Raw genomic sequence first — 18,116 nt, forward strand, 5'->3', positions numbered from 1 at the left:
TTAAAAAGTTACTTTGCAGGTAAATTTTTATTGACTGAAATACAAAACCAGATTATTTTCGCACCGATGTTTTTACAGGCACAACAATAGCGGTATGCATTCCTTGCTCCGTCTGGCGCCAAAGCCAACGCGTGTTATTTAAACCTTTAATTTAACATAACCGTTTAAATACTCCTCTCGCGTACAAAAGCAGTGACTTGGAAAATGATTTAACAACAAACTATCATCTTCTTTGTTTTTGTATAAGCAATTTAAATTTTTAAATATGCTTTTAATTTTGTGAACACTTAAATGCTCGAACCTTCTGCGTTAAGTTTACTGCCACCGGCGGTGGTGGTTGTGTTGGCTGTTGTTTTACGCCGCCCTATTTTATCTTTACTTATTGGTGCTTTAGTTGGGTTAGTAATAGCCGACCCGGCTCAGGTACTTGCTAACTTTGCCAGCACATCGCTCAAAGTCATGACCGACGAAACCATAGGTTGGTTAATACTCGTATGCGGTGGCTTTGGTGCTTTAATAGCCTTATTAGTGCGTACTGGCGGTGCGTCAGCGTTTGGAAAATTGGCACTAAAATACACTAAAGGTAAACGCTCATCTTTATTTATGACATTTTGCTTAGGTGTAGTTATTTTTATTGATGATTACTTAAATGCGCTTACCGTTGGCGAAACCATGAAACGCATTACCGATAAGTTTAAAGTGAGCCGAGAAATGCTTGCCTATGTAGTCGACTCAACTGCAGCACCGATTTGTGTACTTGTCCCTTTATCTACTTGGGCAGTATTTTTTGGCGGACTATTAGTAGATAACGGCATTGCCGAAGAAGGCAAAGGGATTGCTGTATATATTCAAGCAATTCCTTATATGTTTTATGCTTGGTTTGCAGTATTGGTGGTTTTGTTAGTGGTATTAGGTGTTATACCTGCTATTGGGCCCATGACAAAAGCCGAAAAAATAGCACAAATAGAGCAAGCCAGTGTTGATCCTGCGCAATTTAGTGATGTTCAAACAGCCGACGAATACGCAGTAAAAGCAGTAGAAGAAAACTTTGAAGATGCCGATCCTCAAGGGAAATTACATAACTTTTTACTGCCGATAATTTTACTTGTAGCCTTTACCGTTTACTTTGAAATAGATGTATATAAAGGCTTACTGGCAACCATGGCGGTCACTTTGCCTTTTTATGCACTACAAAAATTAATGAGCGTTAGCGAAATGATTGAACGTATGCTTGATGGCTTTAAGAGTATGATACCGGCTATTGGCACTGTAATTGCCGCCTTTATTTTTAAAGATGTGTGCGATTTAATAGGCTTACCGCAATTTGTTATAGGCAGTTTAAGCCCTTACATGACGGCGCAATACTTACCAGCAGTGGTATTTATCGCGATGGCAGTGTTAGCGTTTGCTACAGGCTCTAGCTGGGGTATTTTTGCAGTGTCTATCCCTATCGTTATGCCACTGGCAACGGCGGTTGATGCAAATATTCCATTAGTAATTGGCGCGTTATTATCGGCCTCATCATTTGGTAGCCAAGCGTGTTTTTATTCAGACTCTACTGTACTTGCAGCCCAAGGCTCTGGCTGTAACTTAATGAGCCATGCAGTAACGCAATTGCCGTACACATTAATAGCGGCTTCATTGGCGGTTATTGGCTTTATTTTTATGGCATAAATACTTATAGGTAGAATGAAATAAATAAAACCCCCAATGTAGCAATACATTGGGGGTTTATTTTTTGATCTATTTATCAATCTTATTTTTGTAACTTAATACCATTGTAATAAGCATCAAGCGTAGTGATTTTGGTTTGATTAGGTAAATCAGCAAAGTCACTTTCAATAAACTTAGTACCGCGCAGCTGCACGTTTAAGCGCGCTGCTTGTGGGTTTAGCATGGTTTGCTTGTAGTACTGTTTTATATCTGCAAGCGTTACTTTTTCTACTTCATCAATTAGCTTTTGTTTGGAGTCAAAATTAAAGTTTTCTCGGTACCAATCGCTGATCAAAGGACCCATTTCATCGTTTAAGTTTTTAGGTTGCTCTTTAAGTGACACCAAAGTCGCATTTTTAAGCTGTAAAAATGTATCAGTGCTCATGTTATCAAGCTCTACCGCGTACTCTTTTTTGAACTGGTCGAAGCGAGCTTGAATTTCCTTAGGGCCTTTTACAGGCGTTTGAATAAACAAACCAACCGCTGAATAATCTTCAATTGGACTTGCAATAGCACCTACTGCATAAGCTAGTTGCTCTTCCGTACGCATTTTGTCAAATGCGATCGTTCTAAAGTGATCACGTAATACAGCAGCTTGAGCTTTTTGTTTATAACCCGGTATTGGGTGAACGGTCATATCAACCACAGCAACATCGGCTACATCTATATCCTTTTGTAATACTAACGTTTCACCCGGTTGTGGCAACCACGCTTTACTACGAGCAAACTCGCTCACCGTATGATTTTTAGGTAAAACAGCTGTGAGTTCACCTGCTATTGACTCTATATCTTGCTGGTTATAATTACCGTAGCTAAATACGCGTAAATCATTGTTAGAGAATGTGGCTTGTTGTAACGTTGTTAAGTCAGCAACACGCAATGATTTTGCAGTTTTAATTAATTCATCGGTATCAAAACTACCCGTGCGTGTTAACTTAGAGTAAGCACCAAAGGCTTGAGCATAAGGAAATTGCTTTTGTTGATTCAACAAGTCACGAGTGTAGCGGTCAATAGCTTGCTCGAATGCTTGCGAAGTAGCCTCAACGTTTAATCCACTCAATGCTTGTTTAAGCAATACATCTTGCTTATCAGTGAATCCATTAAGTGATAATACAAGCCCATTACTTGGTGCAAGCCTTACGCCCATACCCGCGACCGCAGCTTCAGTACTTAATTGGCTTTGCTGAATGTTATATAAATCTGCCCACACAGAATAGAGTACTTCAGCACTGATATCGCTCAGACCTTGTTGCGTATTTATGTATACCTCAACTAACCCTTTCGGTTGTTCGGCAAATTTCTGGCTAGCTTGACGCCATACTTTTATGCCTTGTTTATCGTAAACAAGCTCTGGGTGTTTTTGTTCTTTAAATTCAGCCGTTTTAATTGCAAAACTTTCAGGTAATAAGTTGTTCACACTAGGGAGCGCTAATTTAAACTCACTTGGCTTCTTCCAGCTTGCTATTTCATCAGCGCTAATGTCGTTTATGCGATATTTACCGTCGTAAAAATATAACTGAGAGTCTGTTTCCTCTTGCTGTGAAATGTACCAAATACGCAGCGAATCTGCATTAAGCTGGTTTAGCACATTGTTAACAGCGTCGGCATCAAATTTTGCATAGTGGTAAGGTGCGTTAATCGTGTGATTAAGTGGGTAAACCTGCATGCTACCCGTAAGAGCACTTACATAGTTAAACTCGTCACCCTTTTCTAAAAATTTAAATTGGTTATTGAGCGACGTACGTATTTCGTTAAAGTACTTGCTATCGACCCCTTCCTTTTTAATTAAATCAATATATTGCATAACAACTGCAACAATTGCTTCGCGGTTTTGCATACCTGAATCAGTAAGCTCTATATCAACCGTCAACGCACCATAGTTTGCATACTGTGTTGGTGAAGCTGATGCCGATAGCTGTGAAACCCAGCCCTTATCTCTGAGTATTTGCGCAGGGCTACCCGGCATTTCATTACTAAGTAAGTATGAAACAAAGCGGTTTGGTTTTACGGCAAACTCATCGCTGTTGTTGGTAATAGTAAAATCAAGCTTTAACTGTTTTACATCTTCATTTGGCGAGTAAAATACGCGTTTACCACCGGCTTTATCAAAATCAAGTTCGGCCGTAACAGTTGGTTTTTCAATATTTTTATTTTTTATATCAGCAAAGTACTTTTGCGCTTTTATTTCCATATCTGCAATTGGCAAATTAGAAATAAGCGCCACCTTCATAATATTCGACGAGTAATATTTATTGTAAAAGTCGACAGTTTCTTGATGAAGCGAGCTGCCTTCTTTGTCGCCTAGTGTTTCTAGGTTACCAATTAAAAAACGATTAGCTGGATGCTCACTCATCATCTTACGTGCTAATTTAAATTGGCCAAAAAAGTCCATTTCACGTCGCATTGACCACTCAGCATTTACTGCGTTTTTTTCTTTTTCTGTATATTCTGGGTATAACTTAGGGGCTTTAAAAAAGTCAGAAAAACGGTCAAGCCCTTCATCAAAGGCATCGTTATTTATTTTGAACATATAGTTTGTAATTTCAAGCCATGTATAGGCGTTATGCGCCCCACCATTTTTGGTCATGAAATCTGAATACCCTTTTGTATCAGGGTATCTCTCTGTACCTAAAAAAAGCATATGCTCTAAATAATGCGCCATACCTTGTTGAGACATAGGGTCATGCAGTAAACCCACACCAACACTTAACGATGCTGCTGACTTCTCGGCACTTGGATCAGAAACCAAAATAACCTCAATTTCGTTAGCAAGCTTTAGTGTTTTATATTCTCTATTATCATTTGGGCTTACCACTAAGGTGTCTGACAATAATGATGCTTTTGGCGAGGTTGCTACCGGTGAAGATGTATTCGAACAACCGCTGAGAACAGCGATTGCAATGGCACTTAGACAAATAATTTTTTTCATTTTATTTCCATTAAAGGCATGATGCAAAATAGGTTATGCTAATTCAAAAGCAAGCTTAATAGTATAAACTAACACTTTGTGCTGATCAGTTTCTAGCAATTAGCGTTATTTTGTGTAACACATTGTGAAAAATGCCTGCATACTTACTAATCAAAACAATAACAAGGAACTACAATGGAAAAAATAATAATACTTGCCATGTTTGTGCAAGTCACCCTTTCTTTAGCTGTAATGATTATTATGGGGAGAAGACGCTTTGCAGCAGCTAAAAATAAGCAGCTCAATTTAAAAGATTTTGCAACGATGCGATTAGATAACGCAGGTGACCATGTAAGGGTGGCCGATAGAAACTTTACCAACCAATTTGAAATACCGGTTTTATTTTATGTAGGTTGCTTATTAGCTTTGCAATTAAACAGTGCAAGCGTAGTGGTTGCAATTTTGGCCTGCGCATTTGTAGCGACACGCATTCTACATAGTATTATTCATTTAGGAACAAATAACGTAAGAGCTCGATTTAATGTGTTTTTAATTGGCTGCGTGTCTGTATTTGCGATGTGGCTTGCGATGATTTGGCGACTATTTATTTAATGTAAAGCGCAGCTATAAAATAGCTGCGCAGTTTAAATTGCTGTGAATGAGATTACTTCTTTCTTTTAAGGCGTGGTACAGCTAACAAAAAAGCACCCAGCAGCCATATTAAAGCCCCACCCGAGCTACCGCCTGAGCCATCAGAGTTATCGGCGTCAATCAGCGTATTTTCAACAACAGTTAATCCGGCTGCCGAATTAGGATCGTCATCTAATACTGTAACGCTTTGGATTGTTACTAAATTAGCACTGCTAATAGACACATCACTGCTGGCACATTGCTCTGCTGTTATATCGACTACTGGTGTTTCACCGCAATGAACTAACGCTGCAATTTTATCAAGCGTTGACTGACTCGCCGCAGTGATTTGTCCAAATACGGTAAAACCACCATTTTGTGTATCAAGTGCCGCACTACCCGCACTGTTATTAGCCATATTAAAAAACCATTGGCTAGTGGCACTGTTAGGGTTGCCCCCTAACTTAGCCATGGCAATGGTACCTTTAACATTAGAAAATACAGGTTCATTAATAACTGCAGGTTTGGTCGTGATAGGGTCTAATGTGTCTGAAAACGTAAATCCACCGCCTTGAATAACAAAATTGTCTATTGAACGATGAATAACGGTTTCATTGTATGAATCGTCTTGTACATAGCTTAAAAAGTTTTCTACAGTTTTTGGTGTTTGCTGATCAAATAAATTAATCTGGATTGTACCTTGGCTGGTTTGCATCTCGACTATGGTTGCATGGCTAACAAAGCTTAGTAAAGCGAGCAATGAACCCAGTAAACGTTTTTTCATGTTAGATCCTATTATTATATTTTTTTAATAAGTTTTGTTTAGGTTAAGGTTACTGACTCAAAAAATCGATAGCTTTAAGGCAGTTGATACAAATTAGACCGTTCTGGTAACATTTCAATTACACACTATTGATTTATATCTTCTATGAAAATGTAAACCGAGTAAATGTTTAACTTTGCTCATTGTTAATTATTAAATAACAGAGATAACGGATACACACATGAAACACACACCACACACAATTTGCGACTTTGGCCTACATAAAGGTGAAGCATACACAAAGCTCCCAGCAAGCTTTTTAACATGGATGGTTGCTACAAAACATGAAAAATCACACTACGCTCGCACTGAACTAAAGCGAAGGGAGCTTGCAGCAACAACTCGTGATTAACCAAAAAATATAAGTAACTAGGTTTTTTATAAGCAAAACTAGTTTAAACTAGCCGCCTAAAACATTAAGTACAACTTAATTCATAGGTATTTTATGCGCATAATTTTTATTATTTCTATCATTTTGAGTGTGATGGGATGTACATCAGCAACAACTGACGAAAAAACATCTTCTCCTCAATACTTAACCGTGCTTCACACTAACGATAACCATGGGCGGTTTTGGCATAACGAAAAAGGCGAATACGGCATGGCCGCTCGTAAAACGCTTCTGGATCAATTGCGCAGTGAAGCTAAAAAGAAAGGCCATGGCGTTTTACTACTTTCTGGTGGTGATATAAATACAGGCATACCCGAGTCCGATCTTCAGTATGCCGAACCTGACTTTAAAGGCATGTCTTTACTTGGCTACGATGCAATGGCACTGGGTAACCATGAGTTTGATAACCCGCTAAGCGTATTAGAAAAACAGCAAACTTGGGCTAACTTCCCTCTTTTATCAGCAAATATAATTGAAAAATCATCTGGTAAAAATGCCTTTACCCCTTACAAAATATTTGAAAAAAATGGGTTATCTATTGCTGTTATTGGCCTAACGACAACCGACACAGCTAAAATAGGTAACCCTCAATATATTGGTCATTTAGAATTTAAAGACCCTGTTTCAGTAACTGCCAAATTAGCTGAAGAAATAAAAGTAAAGTACAACCCAGATATTACTATTGCTGTAACGCACATGGGCCATTTTATTGATGCTAACCATGGTATCAATGCACCAGGGGATGTAACACTTGCCCGCTCATTACCTACTAACACGCTTGACATGATCATCGGTGGTCACTCTCAAGAACCCGTCTGTATGGCATCAAACAATGTAAACGATGATAATTTTAAACCTGGTCTAGCGTGTAAACCCGATCAGCAAAATGGCACGTGGATCATGCAAGCTCATGAATGGGGTAAGTACGTTGGTAAAGCTGAGTTCAAATTAGAAAATGGTGAATTGAGCCTACTGGATTATAAGTTAATGCCAGTTAATTTATATGTTGAAAAAACACAAACTGACGGCACATCAAAAGAAGTCCTTGCGAACGAATATATAAAACCAGACCCTGCATTAAAAGCGTTTTTAGCTAAGTACCAAGCGATTGGCGCAAAGCAAATTGAAGGCTCTATTGGCTCGGTAGATGCTAGATTAGAAGGCGATAGAAACAAAGTACGCTATCAACAAACTAACCTTGCTCGCGTTATTATCCAAGCACAGATGAACGTTGTGGGTGCAGATTTTGGGTTAATAAGTGGTGGCGGTATTCGCAGTTCAATCAATGCGGGTGAAATAAGTTATAAAGACATATTAAAAGTTCACCCTTTTAAAAATCGTATAACCTATATGGACTGGCAAGGCGCTGAGCTATGGGATTACTTAAACACAGTTACAAGCTTTCCTGCTGATGCTGGCGCTTACTTGCAATATCACAAGCTTTCGTTTGAACGCAAAGATGACAAGCTTACAAACGTATTTATTAATGGTAAACCGTTTGATAAAAACAAAACATACCGTATGAGTTTAAATAGTTACAACGCTTCTGGTGGTGATGGTTATCCTACTATAAATACGTTAAAAGGCTTTGTAAGTACTGACGAAACAGACGCCCAAGCACTTAAAACGTTTATATCACAACACAGCCCAATAAAAGCGGCTGAGTTTGCCCCTAAATAAACGCCCATAATAATAGGGAAGCAAAATTACTTCCCTATTATTTCAATATTTCCCTTCGCTATATTTATAAGCCCGTAACTGTGCAAACGAGAGCGTGAACCTTCTCCATACGCTTTAGGTGGGTAGTAAATTTCTTTTTCCTCAGGGTATTCATTTAATACTTCGTCAAGCCCCGCTCTTATTTCACTCAACGTTTTCTCAAGGCTATTATTAAAGTTCGGGCGTTTCCTGATCGTATGTCCAAGCTCTGTTAAACGGTAGAAATACTTGTTAGCAAGTTCAATCAGCTCATCAGGGACATTTTTGTTGTGATTCAACGTAACCTCACTATTCGCTGAACAGTATTCAACAAGGGCGAGATAAAAACACAATGGTTTATTAGCTAATTGAACACTTTGCTCTTTATCATAACTATGTGAAAGTGTTTTATTGCGTAAGTCAATGATGAGCGCTAAAGGCATCGGCGTTGATGCAACGGGGTTAATGCTCTTATTTAAGTTTACACTGCTTTTTTTACTCTCTACAACTTTTAACCACACCGTTACAAAAAGACTGATAAGTAAAAAAAATAAAAAGAACATCTTATTTTTAGGCGTGAAGTAATGCTCGTTTATACTAAAAACAATTATCACAGGACCTTCGCTTGTCGCTAAACGGCTTGTAAATTGAGTTTTTTTTAACTCGTTTTCACTGATTAAGCCTGAAGTAATGTTGTCGACTTTCAAATTACTTGTTTTTAAATAACTATTCAGCGAGTCTATATAAGCTACAACCGCCTCTTTATTTCCTGCATGCTTATAAAGCTCATTGGGCAAATCGAGTAATGTTAAATCCAGTGCAATTTGTTTTTCAATTTGAGCCTTTTGCTGTTTAGTTGCGCGCTCGGTTTTATTCACTACAGATATATAAAACACAAACGATAATATTAAAAATATACACGAGAACGTTAATAAAAACTTTCGCCTACTCATTATTTTCCCCTACTTTAAAAACAGCAGTATTATTTTCACACAGCCAAAATGCGGTTACATTTTGATAGTAATGTAGGGCTTGCCCTTTAGACATATTCATTAAGTGATTTTGCACCGAACACAACAAATCAGTATTATTTTGTTGCATTTTTAAATACCAACGTGTGCCTGTTATATTATTGCTAAGTGGGGTTATATAGTTTTTTGAGAAACGGTCTTTATCACTTTCTTTCCAAAACGACGCAATAATATCTACTTTACCATTGGCTAATAAGTCACGCAGTTCATTGTGAGAACTTGCGTATGTTATATTTAAATTTGCAATATTTATAGCAAGATCTTTAAACACTTGCTTTGGAAGAATATGCCCAGAGCGGCTCGTTGGGTAATCGAGCAGTCCTATTTTTTTGTCTAAAAAATACGATTTTGAAATGATGGGTTTTTCTTTTGAAGATATAAAAAATGCGGTGTAATCAGAAAAACCGACAACTGGCATATAATTATAGGTAGATTCAGCCTTAAATGCCGTCATGATGTTGTTTTTTGCGAGAATTAGGTCTGCAATTCCTTTACCTACAAACTCTAAGCTGTCTGATGTTTTGTATCCCCAATAACCAATAACCGATCCGTACTGTTTAGCAACCACACTATCATCACATAACTTCTGTGAAAGCTCAGCTGCAATGTTCTTAGACGGTGTAAATACAATCAGCTCATTGTCGTTTGCGGTCGCCGAGGTACTACATACTGTTGATGTTTCAATAAGTATAGGAAATACTAATTCGTCATCGTTTACAATTAATTGACCACTCATCCAAGCAAAAACTATCACTATAAACAAAAATGTAACAATTGAAGTTTTATGCAACAGCTTATTTTTAATATCCAAACTAAAGACACCCTAAAGTAGAACACTCTCTCATTTGAACAATATTAATTACTTATTACAACAAGTAATTTTACCTATAACCGCTAAACTATTGATTAATAATAAATATGAATAAGAAATTATGAATTTTATTGAGTCCTTCCTAATTACATAAAAAGTAAGGACAATTGACCTCATTACAACGCAGAACACCACTACAAAATCATTAAGGGATATTTAATGCGTAGCAATGTAAAATATTCGGTAACGTCAGCGCTTTTAATTAGTGCCATTTTTACAAGTAGCGATTCACTTGCTTGGGGCCAAAACGGTCACCGTGTTGTAGGTAAAATTGCTGAATCCCATATAACAGAAACCACAAAATCAGCTATTCAACCATTTTTAGCGGGAGAATCACTCGCACAAGTTTCAACTTGGCCTGATGAAATGCGCTCAAATCCAGGCAAGTTTTGGCAAAAGCAATCTTCTCGATGGCACTATATTAATGCCGCACCTAATAAGTCTTTCACAATCAATCACAACCATACCAATAATAAAGAATCGGTTAGCAATATTCTTGAAGGCATCCACTATTCTATAAAAACACTCAAAGACGAAAACAGTAGTTTAGACTCAAAACAGTTCAGTTTACGTTTTTTAGTTCACTTGGTCGGTGATAGCCATCAACCCTTCCATGCAGGAAGAAGCGAAGATAGAGGCGGAAACCGTATTAAAGTCTCGTTTTTTGGTCAAGATACAAACTTACACAGCTTGTGGGATACTAAGTTAGTTGAAAACGAAAACTTATCATTTACTGAATATGCGCAGTTTATAAACACTAACAACAGCGAACTAATCGCCGAATATTTAGAAAGTACACCAACTACGTGGATTGAAGAGTCTCACAATTTAGCAAACGCACTTTATAAGTCTACAAATGAAGAAGTTGGCTACAGCTATGTCTACAAAAATACACCTATTGTAAAAACACGCCTTCTGCAGGCAGGTGTTCGATTGGCTGGCTTGTTAAACGCACTGTTTGACCCTTCAGCTAAAGAGCTGGAAACAGCGTTAAAAAAAGTATCTATGTAATTTGTGACACATAAAACCTACACACGGGGATTTTTTGTTAAGGCTTGTTTTACATTTCACAAGTTTGTCATAAAACATCGGTAGTATGAGCTCGCTAATAGAGTGATTACTCAAAAAACGTAAAAATAGTCAAAATTTGTACTATTTATTAAAAAAACATTGCAGTTGTATTTTATTTGTAACAAACAATTGGGGTACAATAGCGATGGTTTTTAAAATATAAACCTGCATTTAGTTTATTTTTTGAAAACCAAAAAATAAAAATATAAAAATTTAATTATTAACTACACGGGAAAATTAAATGAAAACTCAAATACGCAAAACGGCCCTATCACTTGCTATTGCAGCATGTGTTGGTGTTAGTGGCGCTGCAATTGCAAATGAAACAACATCTGCAATTAAAGGTCAAATCACTGGTCCTAACGGCAACCCTGCTGCTGGCACTAAAATTACAATTTTACACGTTCCTTCAGGCTCAGTTAAAACAACTGAAACTAATGACGCTGGTTATTTCACAGCTAAAGGCCTGCGTGTTGGTGGTCCATACAGAGTAGTTGTAGATTCTGACACTTATGCAGACCAAGAGTTCAATAATATTATTCTTAATATTGGTAACGATTACCCTGTAAATGCTTCTTTAGAGAATATCTCTAACATTGAGCAAATTGTAGTTACAGGTGCTCCTATCAGTGCTATGTCTGGTGGTACAGGTCCTGCGTCTACTTTTACGCTGACTGACCTTGAAAACCAACCAGCTATTAACCGTGATTTAAAAGATATTATTCGTATTGACCCACGTATCACAATCGATGATAGCCGTGGCTCAATCAACTGTGGTGGTGGTAACCCACGTTACAACAGCTTAACGCTTGACGGCGTTCGCATGAACGATAACTTCGGTTTAAGCTCAAACGGTTACCCAACTATCCGTGCCCCTTTCTCTTTCGACTCTATTGAACAAGTTTCAGCTGAACTAGCCCCTTTTGACGTTCAATACGGTGGCTTTACATCGTGTAACATTAACGCTGTAACTAAATCTGGTGGCAACGACGTTCATGGTGGTGTTTTCTTCGATTACACAAATGATTCAATGAAAGGCGATGAAATTGAAGGTAGCGAAGTTGATAATGGTAACTACACTGAAAAGCGTTACGGTTTCAACGTAGGTCTTCCGCTTGTTGAAGATACATTATTTTTGTTCACTTCATACGAAAAGCTTGAAGGTGTTCGCCAGTTTAACTACGACGGCCTTAGCAGTGGTAGTGTGACAGCTGATGATGTATCTCGTATTCAAAGTATTTCTCAATCAGTTTACGGCTACGATGCTGGCGGTATGCCATCAAGCATGCCTGTTGAAGATGAAAAAATCTTAGTAAAACTAGATTGGAACATCAACGAAGATCACCGTGCAAACTTAATCTATAACTACAACGACGGTAATACAATTTCTCAGTCGGACACAGGTTCTAGCCGCGTTTCTTTATCAAACCACTTCTATGATCAAAGCGCTGAATTTACTTCAATCATTGGTTCTGTATATTCTGATTGGTCAGACGATTTTTCTACTGAAATTCGTCTAGGTAAATCAGAGCTAGACGCAACGGTTCAGTCATTAGATGCTGCAAGTAGCTTTGGTGAAATGCAAATCCGTACTGATAATGGTGGTACGGTTTACATTGGTCCTGATGACTCTCGTCAATCAAACGATTTAGACTACGACACAACTACATTTAAAGTTGCTGGTACTTATTACTTAGATCAACACACTATTACTGCTGGTTACGAGTTCGAAGAGCTATCTGTTTTCAACTTGTTCGTACAGCATACAGAAGGTGAGTGGCGCTTTGACTCAATTGACGACTTTGAAGCAGGTCAAGCAGCGCGTATCTACTACAACAATGCTGCAGGTACTAATAACCCGAATGATGCGGCTGCAAGCTTTAAATATGCACAGCATACATTCTATGTTCAAGATGAATACGCATTCACTGACTTAGATGCAACTATTCAGTTTGGTTTACGTTACGACAAGTACACAAGTGATGACGTTCCTAACTTTAACCAAAACTTCACTAACCGTTATGGTTTCAGCAATCAGTCTACATTTGACGGTATTGACTTACTGCAACCACGTGTTGGTTTCCAATGGTATGCAACAGATGAGCTTGAAGTTCGTGCTGGCTTAGGCTTGTTCTCTGGTGGTAACCCGAACGTATGGTTGTCTAATTCGTACTCTAACGACGGTATTACAAACATTAGTACGCAATTCCGTGGTGTAGATTTATTCAATACAGCTAACGTAAACGGCGGTACACCTGGTTTTGACGTACCACAAGGTATGTTTGACATTGTTGCAAATACAGAAATTGGTGTAGGCGATGCAACAGTTAATGCTGTAGACCCAGATTTTGAAATTCCTTCAGAGTGGAAATATTCACTAGGTGCTACATACACAACTGAAGACGAATACGTAATCTCTGTAGACTACTTATACTCGAAGAAAAAAGACGCTGCATTGATGCGTGATATCGCACTTCGAGAAAGCGGTGAAACTACGTTTGATGGCCGTCCTATTTACGAGTCAATCGAAGGACGTAGTAATGAGTATTTATTAACGAATGTTAGTGGTGATAGTGGTGACTCTTCTGTTATCTCTGCTGCAATCAGCAAAATGTACGACAACGGCATTAACTTTAGCTTTGGTTATGCATATACAGATGCAGACGATGTAAACCCAATGACTAGTTCTGTAGCCGGTTCTAACTACGGTAACATCGCACTTACTAATCCAGGTAACCCAGGTGTTGCGTCTTCAGATTATGAAATTCCGCATCGCTTCACTATGACGCTTGGTTACAAACACGAATTTGTAGACGGCTATGAAACACGCTTTAACCTTTACGGTGAAGCATACAAAGGCCTACCTTACAGCTTCACGTTTGATGGTAGCGATAACACAGATGCTAACCGCAACACTACCTTTGGTGATAACAACTGGAATGGCAACCGTCAGTTAATGTACGTTCCACTTGAAAACGATCCTAACGTTGTTTACAACATGTCGGCTGATGAAATCAATGAGTTCAACGACTTCATTGCTTCTGAAGGACTTAAACGCGGTGAAATTGCAGGCCGTAACCAGCAAAATTCAGATTGGTTTGTTAAGTTTAACCTTAAAGTTACACAAGAACTACCAGGCTTTATGGAAGGCCATAAAGGTGAAGCATTCTTCGTAATCGACAACCTTACAAACATGCTAAATGATGACTGGGGCGTACTTAAGAAAGGTCCTTTCGTAGGCGCAAGCATGATCTCAACATCTATTGATGACCAAGGTCGTTACGTTTACTCAGGCTTTAACGGTAATAACGCAAATACTTCAGTGCAAACTGGTGCGTCATTATGGGAAATGCGTGTAGGTGTACGTTACACTTTCTAATCTAATTTGTTAGATTAGTCAAAATTATAAAAGCCCATCATTTGATGGGCTTTTTTATGCCTGTAAGTTATTTTTTAGCTTATTAAGTACACTTACTAATAAGCTTTGCTCATGTGTGTTTAACGATGCCAATAATTCTTTTTCCCACTTTAACGCTTCGGGTACTATTTTTTTATATAACTCCTTTCCCGATTCACTTAATGAAAGTATTGCTGCGCGCTTATCCTCTGAATTTATTTGAGTTATTAACAACTTTTTTTCTACTAATATTTTTATTGCACGCGACACGGTCGATTTATCCATATTTGCCTGCTCACATAGGTTTTTAGCATTACTTTGACCAAATTGCGCTAAGTTAGCCAAAATTCGCCATTGAGGTATCGTTAAGTCAAATTTAGCTTGATATACCTTTGCAAGATCATTACTCACCAAACTTGCAACATTAATTAGTTGATACGCTAAAAAAGTATCTAAATTGAGTTTCATTGTTGTTCCGTTAAATAGGTTTACTGACTGTTCATTTTTATTTACAAACGCCTCCAGAGAGCAATTTGAAATTACTCTCACTTGAGAGTATCTTAGCTGAAATAAATAAAACATAAAACTAGCCTTCTCTCACAGGAGTCACCAATGGCAGAACAATTAAAATATATGACCGGTTTTGGTAATGAATTTGAAACCGAAGCGCTACCCGGTGCCTTGCCAATAGGGCAATTTACTCCTCAAAAAGTTAAGTATGATCTTTATACTGAACAATTTAGCTCTACTGCATTTACCGCGCCTCGGGCAGCTAACCGCAGAACTTGGCTATACCGCTTACGCCCTTCGGTAGTGCAAGGTGACTACCAAGCAATTGATAACGGCCTGATAAGAACCGCGCCTATTACAGAAGCCGTAACACCTCCTACCATGCTGCGCTGGAATCCAATTGCTATTCCCACAAAGCCAACTGATTTTATCGATGGCCTTATAACAATGGCTGCAAACGGCAGCGCTAATGGGCAATCTGGCATTGGTATACATGTTTATGTTGCTAATAAATCGATGGTTGATCGCTACTTTTATAACGCTGATGGTGAAATGCTATTTGTACCACAACAAGGCGAGCTGCTCTTACATACAGAGTGCGGTAAGCTTTTTGTAAAGCCTGGTGAAATTGCAGTCATACCGCGAGGAATGAAATTTTCAGTTGATTTAATACAATCAACCGCCCGTGGTTATATATGCGAAAACTATGGTCATGCTTTGGAGCTTGCAGAGCGGGGCCCGGTTGGTGCAAACGGCTATGCTAACGACCGTGACTTTCACTATCCAGTTGCTGCTTTTGAAGACAAAGAAGGTGATTTTGAACTGATATCAAAATTTAATGGCAACTTATTCAGCTGTGAAATAAAACACTCTCCTTTCGATGTTGTCGCTTGGACGGGTAATAGCGCCCCTTATAAATACGATTTATCCCGATTTAATGTCATGAATACAGTCAGCTTTGACCATCCGGATCCTTCTATATTCACCGTTTTAACCTCGCCGTCAGCCACAGAAGGGATGGCTAATGTTGATTTTGTTATTTTTCCACCCCGTTGGATGGTCGCTGAAAACACTTTTCGCCCTCCCTACTACCATAGAAATATCATGAGTGAATTCATGGGCTTAATTGAAGGTGTATATGATGCTAAAGAGCATGGCTTTGTACCAGGAGGCGCTAGTTTACATAATTGTATGTCGCCACACGGTCCAGAAGCTGACGTATTCGAAAAAGCGTCAAACGCAGAGCTTATTCCACAAAAATATGAAAATACTCTAGCGTTTATGTTCGAATCTCGCTACATCATTTCACCGACTAAACACGCGTTAGATGGTGAAGAACGTCAGCATAATTACACGGATTGCTGGCGAACAATCGAAAAACACTATTCAGGCAACAAGGATTAATTATGAAGCTATACAGTTATTTTCGCTCATCTGCTGCATACCGCGTACGCATTGCGTTAAACCTAAAAAAAATTGATCACGAGCTGGCAATTGTTAACCTATTAAAATCAGAACAGCTTGATGAGAACTACTTGGCATTAAACCCACAAGGGCTTTTACCAGCCCTTGAAACAGACGAAGGCGTGCTTGGTCAATCATTAGCTATTTTAGAATGGCTTGATGAAACATACCCACACTCACCATTAATTAGCGGCTCAGCTTGGCGAAAAGCACAAATTAGAAATTTAAGCTTTGCAATAGCGTGTGATATACACCCTGTTAATAATTTGCGTGTACTCAAGTATTTATCTAATGAATTAAACGTAGGCGATGATGCTAAAAACACCTGGTACAGGCATTGGATTGAAGTTGGTTTTGATAAAATAGAAAAAATGCTCACAGACGATGATTACTGTATTGGGGACGAGCCAAGCCTTGCTGATGTTTGCTTAGTACCGCAAGTATTTAATGCTATTCGTTTTAATGTTGATATGAGTCGCTACCCAAAAATTGCAGCCATTTATGAGCGATGTAATAAATTAGCTGCGTTTAATGACGCCGCACCGCAAAATCAACCCGATGCGAACTGAGTACCGCTAAGCTTAACTTTTGAGCACGCTATGAATAACCGTAACGTGCTCAATTAAATCTAAACCCAAATCCGTCAAGTAACCGCCATCAGGGCTATCTATAACGCCTTTATCAAATAATCGTTGTGCTGCATCAATTAAACTTGCTTCTGCGTCAGAGTGCAATTTAATCCCCTGCATTTTGCTATCGAGCGGAAACTTTGCAAGTAATGTGAATTCATCTATCATCATTTGGTTAAATTTCATGTGTGTTCACCTTCTTATTGTTCTGTGTATTTCTTAGTGTGTAATATTACACTAGCATGTTTTTTAGCATTACGTACTATTTTTAGAGTCTATTGTAGGAGAATATTTTGCGCACGTTAATTATTCTATCCGTCTGTTTTTTAAGCTTATCACTATCGTTATTTTGTAATGCAGAGCCACATAACAGCCGCACATTTGTAAACGCCAATCAGTTGACTCAACATCAAACAATGTGTTGGTACGATGACAAACGTTTCAGTGAAGGCGCATTAATTAGCGTTAAGACGTTTACTTTGCTATGCAGTGCTAAAAATTCCAATCAGACCAATGGCGCATTAATGTGGCTTAAGCTTAATGAACAAGGGAAGATTATTTACCCTAAGCAACCTAAAAAAATTACAGTGAATTAGCCTACAAATTTTATTTAAGCTACAATACACATAGTTTAAATAAGCAGTATGGCTATGGATAATCAACCTAAAAACCCATTACATGGGATCACACTAGAACAAATTTTAGTCGAGTTAGAGCAGCGACTGGGCTGGAAAACGTTGGGAGAACAAGTAAAAATTAAATGTTTTACAGAGTCGCCTAGCATAAAATCTAGTTTAAAATTTTTACGAAAAACGCCTTGGGCAAGAGACAAAGTTGAAGCGTTATATATTCATACAATAAATAACAAACCACTTCGTAAACCGAAAAGCGCACCACGCAAGGCATCAAGCCCCCCACCTAATACAACGGGCTTTGTTTGGCCATCAATAAAAAAATAAAAATAAAGGCGCAATTTATTG

16 protein-coding genes are annotated in these 18,116 nt (G+C 38.4%); 10 read left to right on the forward strand and 6 right to left on the reverse strand.

Annotation, left to right across the window (positions count from 1 at the left end; all coding sequences use genetic code 11):
* Window positions 1–291: 291 nt before the first annotated feature.
* The gene (locus CWB62_RS11005) at window positions 292–1,674 is read left to right on the forward strand and encodes a Na+/H+ antiporter NhaC family protein (protein WP_138530360.1); all 1,383 of its coding nucleotides are present in this window, start codon (window positions 292–294) and stop codon (window positions 1,672–1,674) included.
* 82 nt (window positions 1,675–1,756) lie between these two features.
* Here CWB62_RS11005 and CWB62_RS11010 read toward each other — a convergent pair whose 3' ends face one another.
* Window positions 1,757–4,642 carry an insulinase family protein gene (locus CWB62_RS11010; RefSeq protein ID WP_138530358.1) on the reverse strand — a complete coding sequence of 962 codons (2,886 nt, stop codon included), beginning with the start codon at window positions 4,640–4,642 and terminating at the stop codon, window positions 1,757–1,759.
* 174 nt (window positions 4,643–4,816) lie between these two features.
* On the opposite strand from CWB62_RS11010, the gene CWB62_RS11015 reads away from it, so the two are divergent.
* A complete protein-coding gene (locus CWB62_RS11015) occupies window positions 4,817–5,233 on the forward strand; it encodes an MAPEG family protein (protein WP_058404074.1) in 417 nt (138 codons plus the stop codon).
* A 52-nt stretch (window positions 5,234–5,285) separates the two neighbouring features.
* Here the strand turns inward: CWB62_RS11015 and CWB62_RS11020 are convergent, their stop codons facing one another.
* Complete coding sequence (locus CWB62_RS11020; protein WP_138530356.1) at window positions 5,286–6,035, reverse strand: peptidylprolyl isomerase; 750 nt, start codon at window positions 6,033–6,035, stop codon at window positions 5,286–5,288.
* 220 nt (window positions 6,036–6,255) lie between these two features.
* Here CWB62_RS11020 and CWB62_RS18640 point away from each other — a divergent pair, with 220 nt between their 5' ends.
* Both CWB62_RS18640 and ushA read left to right on the forward strand, forming a co-directional pair.
* Entirely contained in the window at window positions 6,256–6,426 is a 171-nt protein-coding gene (locus CWB62_RS18640) for a hypothetical protein (RefSeq protein WP_171034623.1), read from the forward strand.
* Window positions 6,427–6,519: 93 nt separating this feature from the next.
* Entirely contained in the window at window positions 6,520–8,145 is a 1,626-nt protein-coding gene (gene ushA, locus CWB62_RS11025; RefSeq protein WP_138530354.1) for a bifunctional UDP-sugar hydrolase/5'-nucleotidase UshA, read from the forward strand.
* A gap of 26 nt (window positions 8,146–8,171) precedes the next feature.
* Here ushA and CWB62_RS11030 read toward each other — a convergent pair whose 3' ends face one another.
* Both CWB62_RS11030 and CWB62_RS11035 read right to left on the reverse strand, forming a co-directional pair.
* Complete coding sequence (locus CWB62_RS11030; RefSeq protein WP_058404071.1) at window positions 8,172–9,116, reverse strand: hypothetical protein; 945 nt, start codon at window positions 9,114–9,116, stop codon at window positions 8,172–8,174.
* Window positions 9,109–10,005: a type 2 periplasmic-binding domain-containing protein gene (locus CWB62_RS11035; protein ID WP_171034622.1), complete on the reverse strand. Its 897-nt coding sequence runs from the start codon at window positions 10,003–10,005 to the stop codon at window positions 9,109–9,111. Before CWB62_RS11035 ends, CWB62_RS11030 begins: the two co-directional genes overlap by 8 nt.
* 219 nt (window positions 10,006–10,224) lie before the next feature.
* Between CWB62_RS11035 and CWB62_RS11040 the strand changes: the two genes are divergently transcribed.
* Both CWB62_RS11040 and CWB62_RS11045 read left to right on the forward strand, forming a co-directional pair.
* Complete coding sequence (locus CWB62_RS11040; protein ID WP_138530352.1) at window positions 10,225–11,076, forward strand: S1/P1 nuclease; 852 nt, start codon at window positions 10,225–10,227, stop codon at window positions 11,074–11,076.
* A 301-nt stretch (window positions 11,077–11,377) separates the two neighbouring features.
* Window positions 11,378–14,515 (forward strand): TonB-dependent receptor, encoded by a 3,138-nt coding sequence (locus CWB62_RS11045; protein WP_138530350.1) that lies wholly within the window; start codon window positions 11,378–11,380, stop codon window positions 14,513–14,515.
* Window positions 14,516–14,569: 54 nt separating this feature from the next.
* Here the strand turns inward: CWB62_RS11045 and CWB62_RS11050 are convergent, their stop codons facing one another.
* The gene (locus CWB62_RS11050) at window positions 14,570–15,001 is read right to left on the reverse strand and encodes a MarR family winged helix-turn-helix transcriptional regulator (protein WP_058404103.1); all 432 of its coding nucleotides are present in this window, start codon (window positions 14,999–15,001) and stop codon (window positions 14,570–14,572) included.
* Between the two features lie 144 nt (window positions 15,002–15,145).
* Between CWB62_RS11050 and hmgA the strand changes: the two genes are divergently transcribed.
* Both hmgA and maiA read left to right on the forward strand, forming a co-directional pair.
* Window positions 15,146–16,447, forward strand: coding sequence for a homogentisate 1,2-dioxygenase (gene hmgA, locus CWB62_RS11055; RefSeq protein WP_058404068.1), 1,302 nt, complete (start codon window positions 15,146–15,148; stop codon window positions 16,445–16,447).
* A gap of 2 nt (window positions 16,448–16,449) precedes the next feature.
* On the forward strand, window positions 16,450–17,076 hold the full coding sequence (maiA, locus tag CWB62_RS11060; protein ID WP_138530348.1) for a maleylacetoacetate isomerase: 627 nt from the start codon (window positions 16,450–16,452) through the stop codon (window positions 17,074–17,076).
* Between the two features lie 12 nt (window positions 17,077–17,088).
* On the opposite strand, the gene CWB62_RS11065 is transcribed toward maiA, so the two are convergent.
* Window positions 17,089–17,322: a TIGR02647 family protein gene (locus tag CWB62_RS11065; protein WP_058552981.1), complete on the reverse strand. Its 234-nt coding sequence runs from the start codon at window positions 17,320–17,322 to the stop codon at window positions 17,089–17,091.
* A gap of 107 nt (window positions 17,323–17,429) precedes the next feature.
* On the opposite strand from CWB62_RS11065, the gene CWB62_RS11070 reads away from it, so the two are divergent.
* Both CWB62_RS11070 and CWB62_RS11075 read left to right on the forward strand, forming a co-directional pair.
* Window positions 17,430–17,732: a DUF1496 domain-containing protein gene (locus tag CWB62_RS11070; protein WP_138530346.1), complete on the forward strand. Its 303-nt coding sequence runs from the start codon at window positions 17,430–17,432 to the stop codon at window positions 17,730–17,732.
* Between the two features lie 54 nt (window positions 17,733–17,786).
* Entirely contained in the window at window positions 17,787–18,095 is a 309-nt protein-coding gene (locus CWB62_RS11075; protein WP_138530344.1) for a VF530 family protein, read from the forward strand.
* Window positions 18,096–18,116 lie beyond the last annotated feature (21 nt).

Origin of the sequence: Pseudoalteromonas sp. S408 (assembly GCF_005886645.1) — a bacterium.
Lineage (GTDB): Bacteria > Pseudomonadota > Gammaproteobacteria > Enterobacterales > Alteromonadaceae > Pseudoalteromonas.

Coding starts and splice junctions, on each gene's coding strand:
- CWB62_RS11045 (WP_138530350.1), top strand. CDS start 11,378: ATGAAAACTCAAATACGCAAAACGGCCCTATCACTTGCTATTGCAGCA.
- maiA (WP_138530348.1), top strand. CDS start 16,450: ATGAAGCTATACAGTTATTTTCGCTCATCTGCTGCATACCGCGTACGC.
- CWB62_RS18640 (WP_171034623.1), top strand. CDS start 6,256: ATGAAACACACACCACACACAATTTGCGACTTTGGCCTACATAAAGGT.
- CWB62_RS11020 (WP_138530356.1), bottom strand. CDS start 6,035: ATGAAAAAACGTTTACTGGGTTCATTGCTCGCTTTACTAAGCTTTGTT.
- CWB62_RS11005 (WP_138530360.1), top strand. CDS start 292: ATGCTCGAACCTTCTGCGTTAAGTTTACTGCCACCGGCGGTGGTGGTT.
- CWB62_RS11075 (WP_138530344.1), top strand. CDS start 17,787: ATGGATAATCAACCTAAAAACCCATTACATGGGATCACACTAGAACAA.
- CWB62_RS11040 (WP_138530352.1), top strand. CDS start 10,225: ATGCGTAGCAATGTAAAATATTCGGTAACGTCAGCGCTTTTAATTAGT.
- CWB62_RS11010 (WP_138530358.1), bottom strand. CDS start 4,642: ATGAAAAAAATTATTTGTCTAAGTGCCATTGCAATCGCTGTTCTCAGC.
- CWB62_RS11030 (WP_058404071.1), bottom strand. CDS start 9,116: ATGAGTAGGCGAAAGTTTTTATTAACGTTCTCGTGTATATTTTTAATA.
- CWB62_RS11065 (WP_058552981.1), bottom strand. CDS start 17,322: ATGAAATTTAACCAAATGATGATAGATGAATTCACATTACTTGCAAAG.
- CWB62_RS11015 (WP_058404074.1), top strand. CDS start 4,817: ATGGAAAAAATAATAATACTTGCCATGTTTGTGCAAGTCACCCTTTCT.
- hmgA (WP_058404068.1), top strand. CDS start 15,146: ATGGCAGAACAATTAAAATATATGACCGGTTTTGGTAATGAATTTGAA.
- ushA (WP_138530354.1), top strand. CDS start 6,520: ATGCGCATAATTTTTATTATTTCTATCATTTTGAGTGTGATGGGATGT.
- CWB62_RS11050 (WP_058404103.1), bottom strand. CDS start 15,001: ATGAAACTCAATTTAGATACTTTTTTAGCGTATCAACTAATTAATGTT.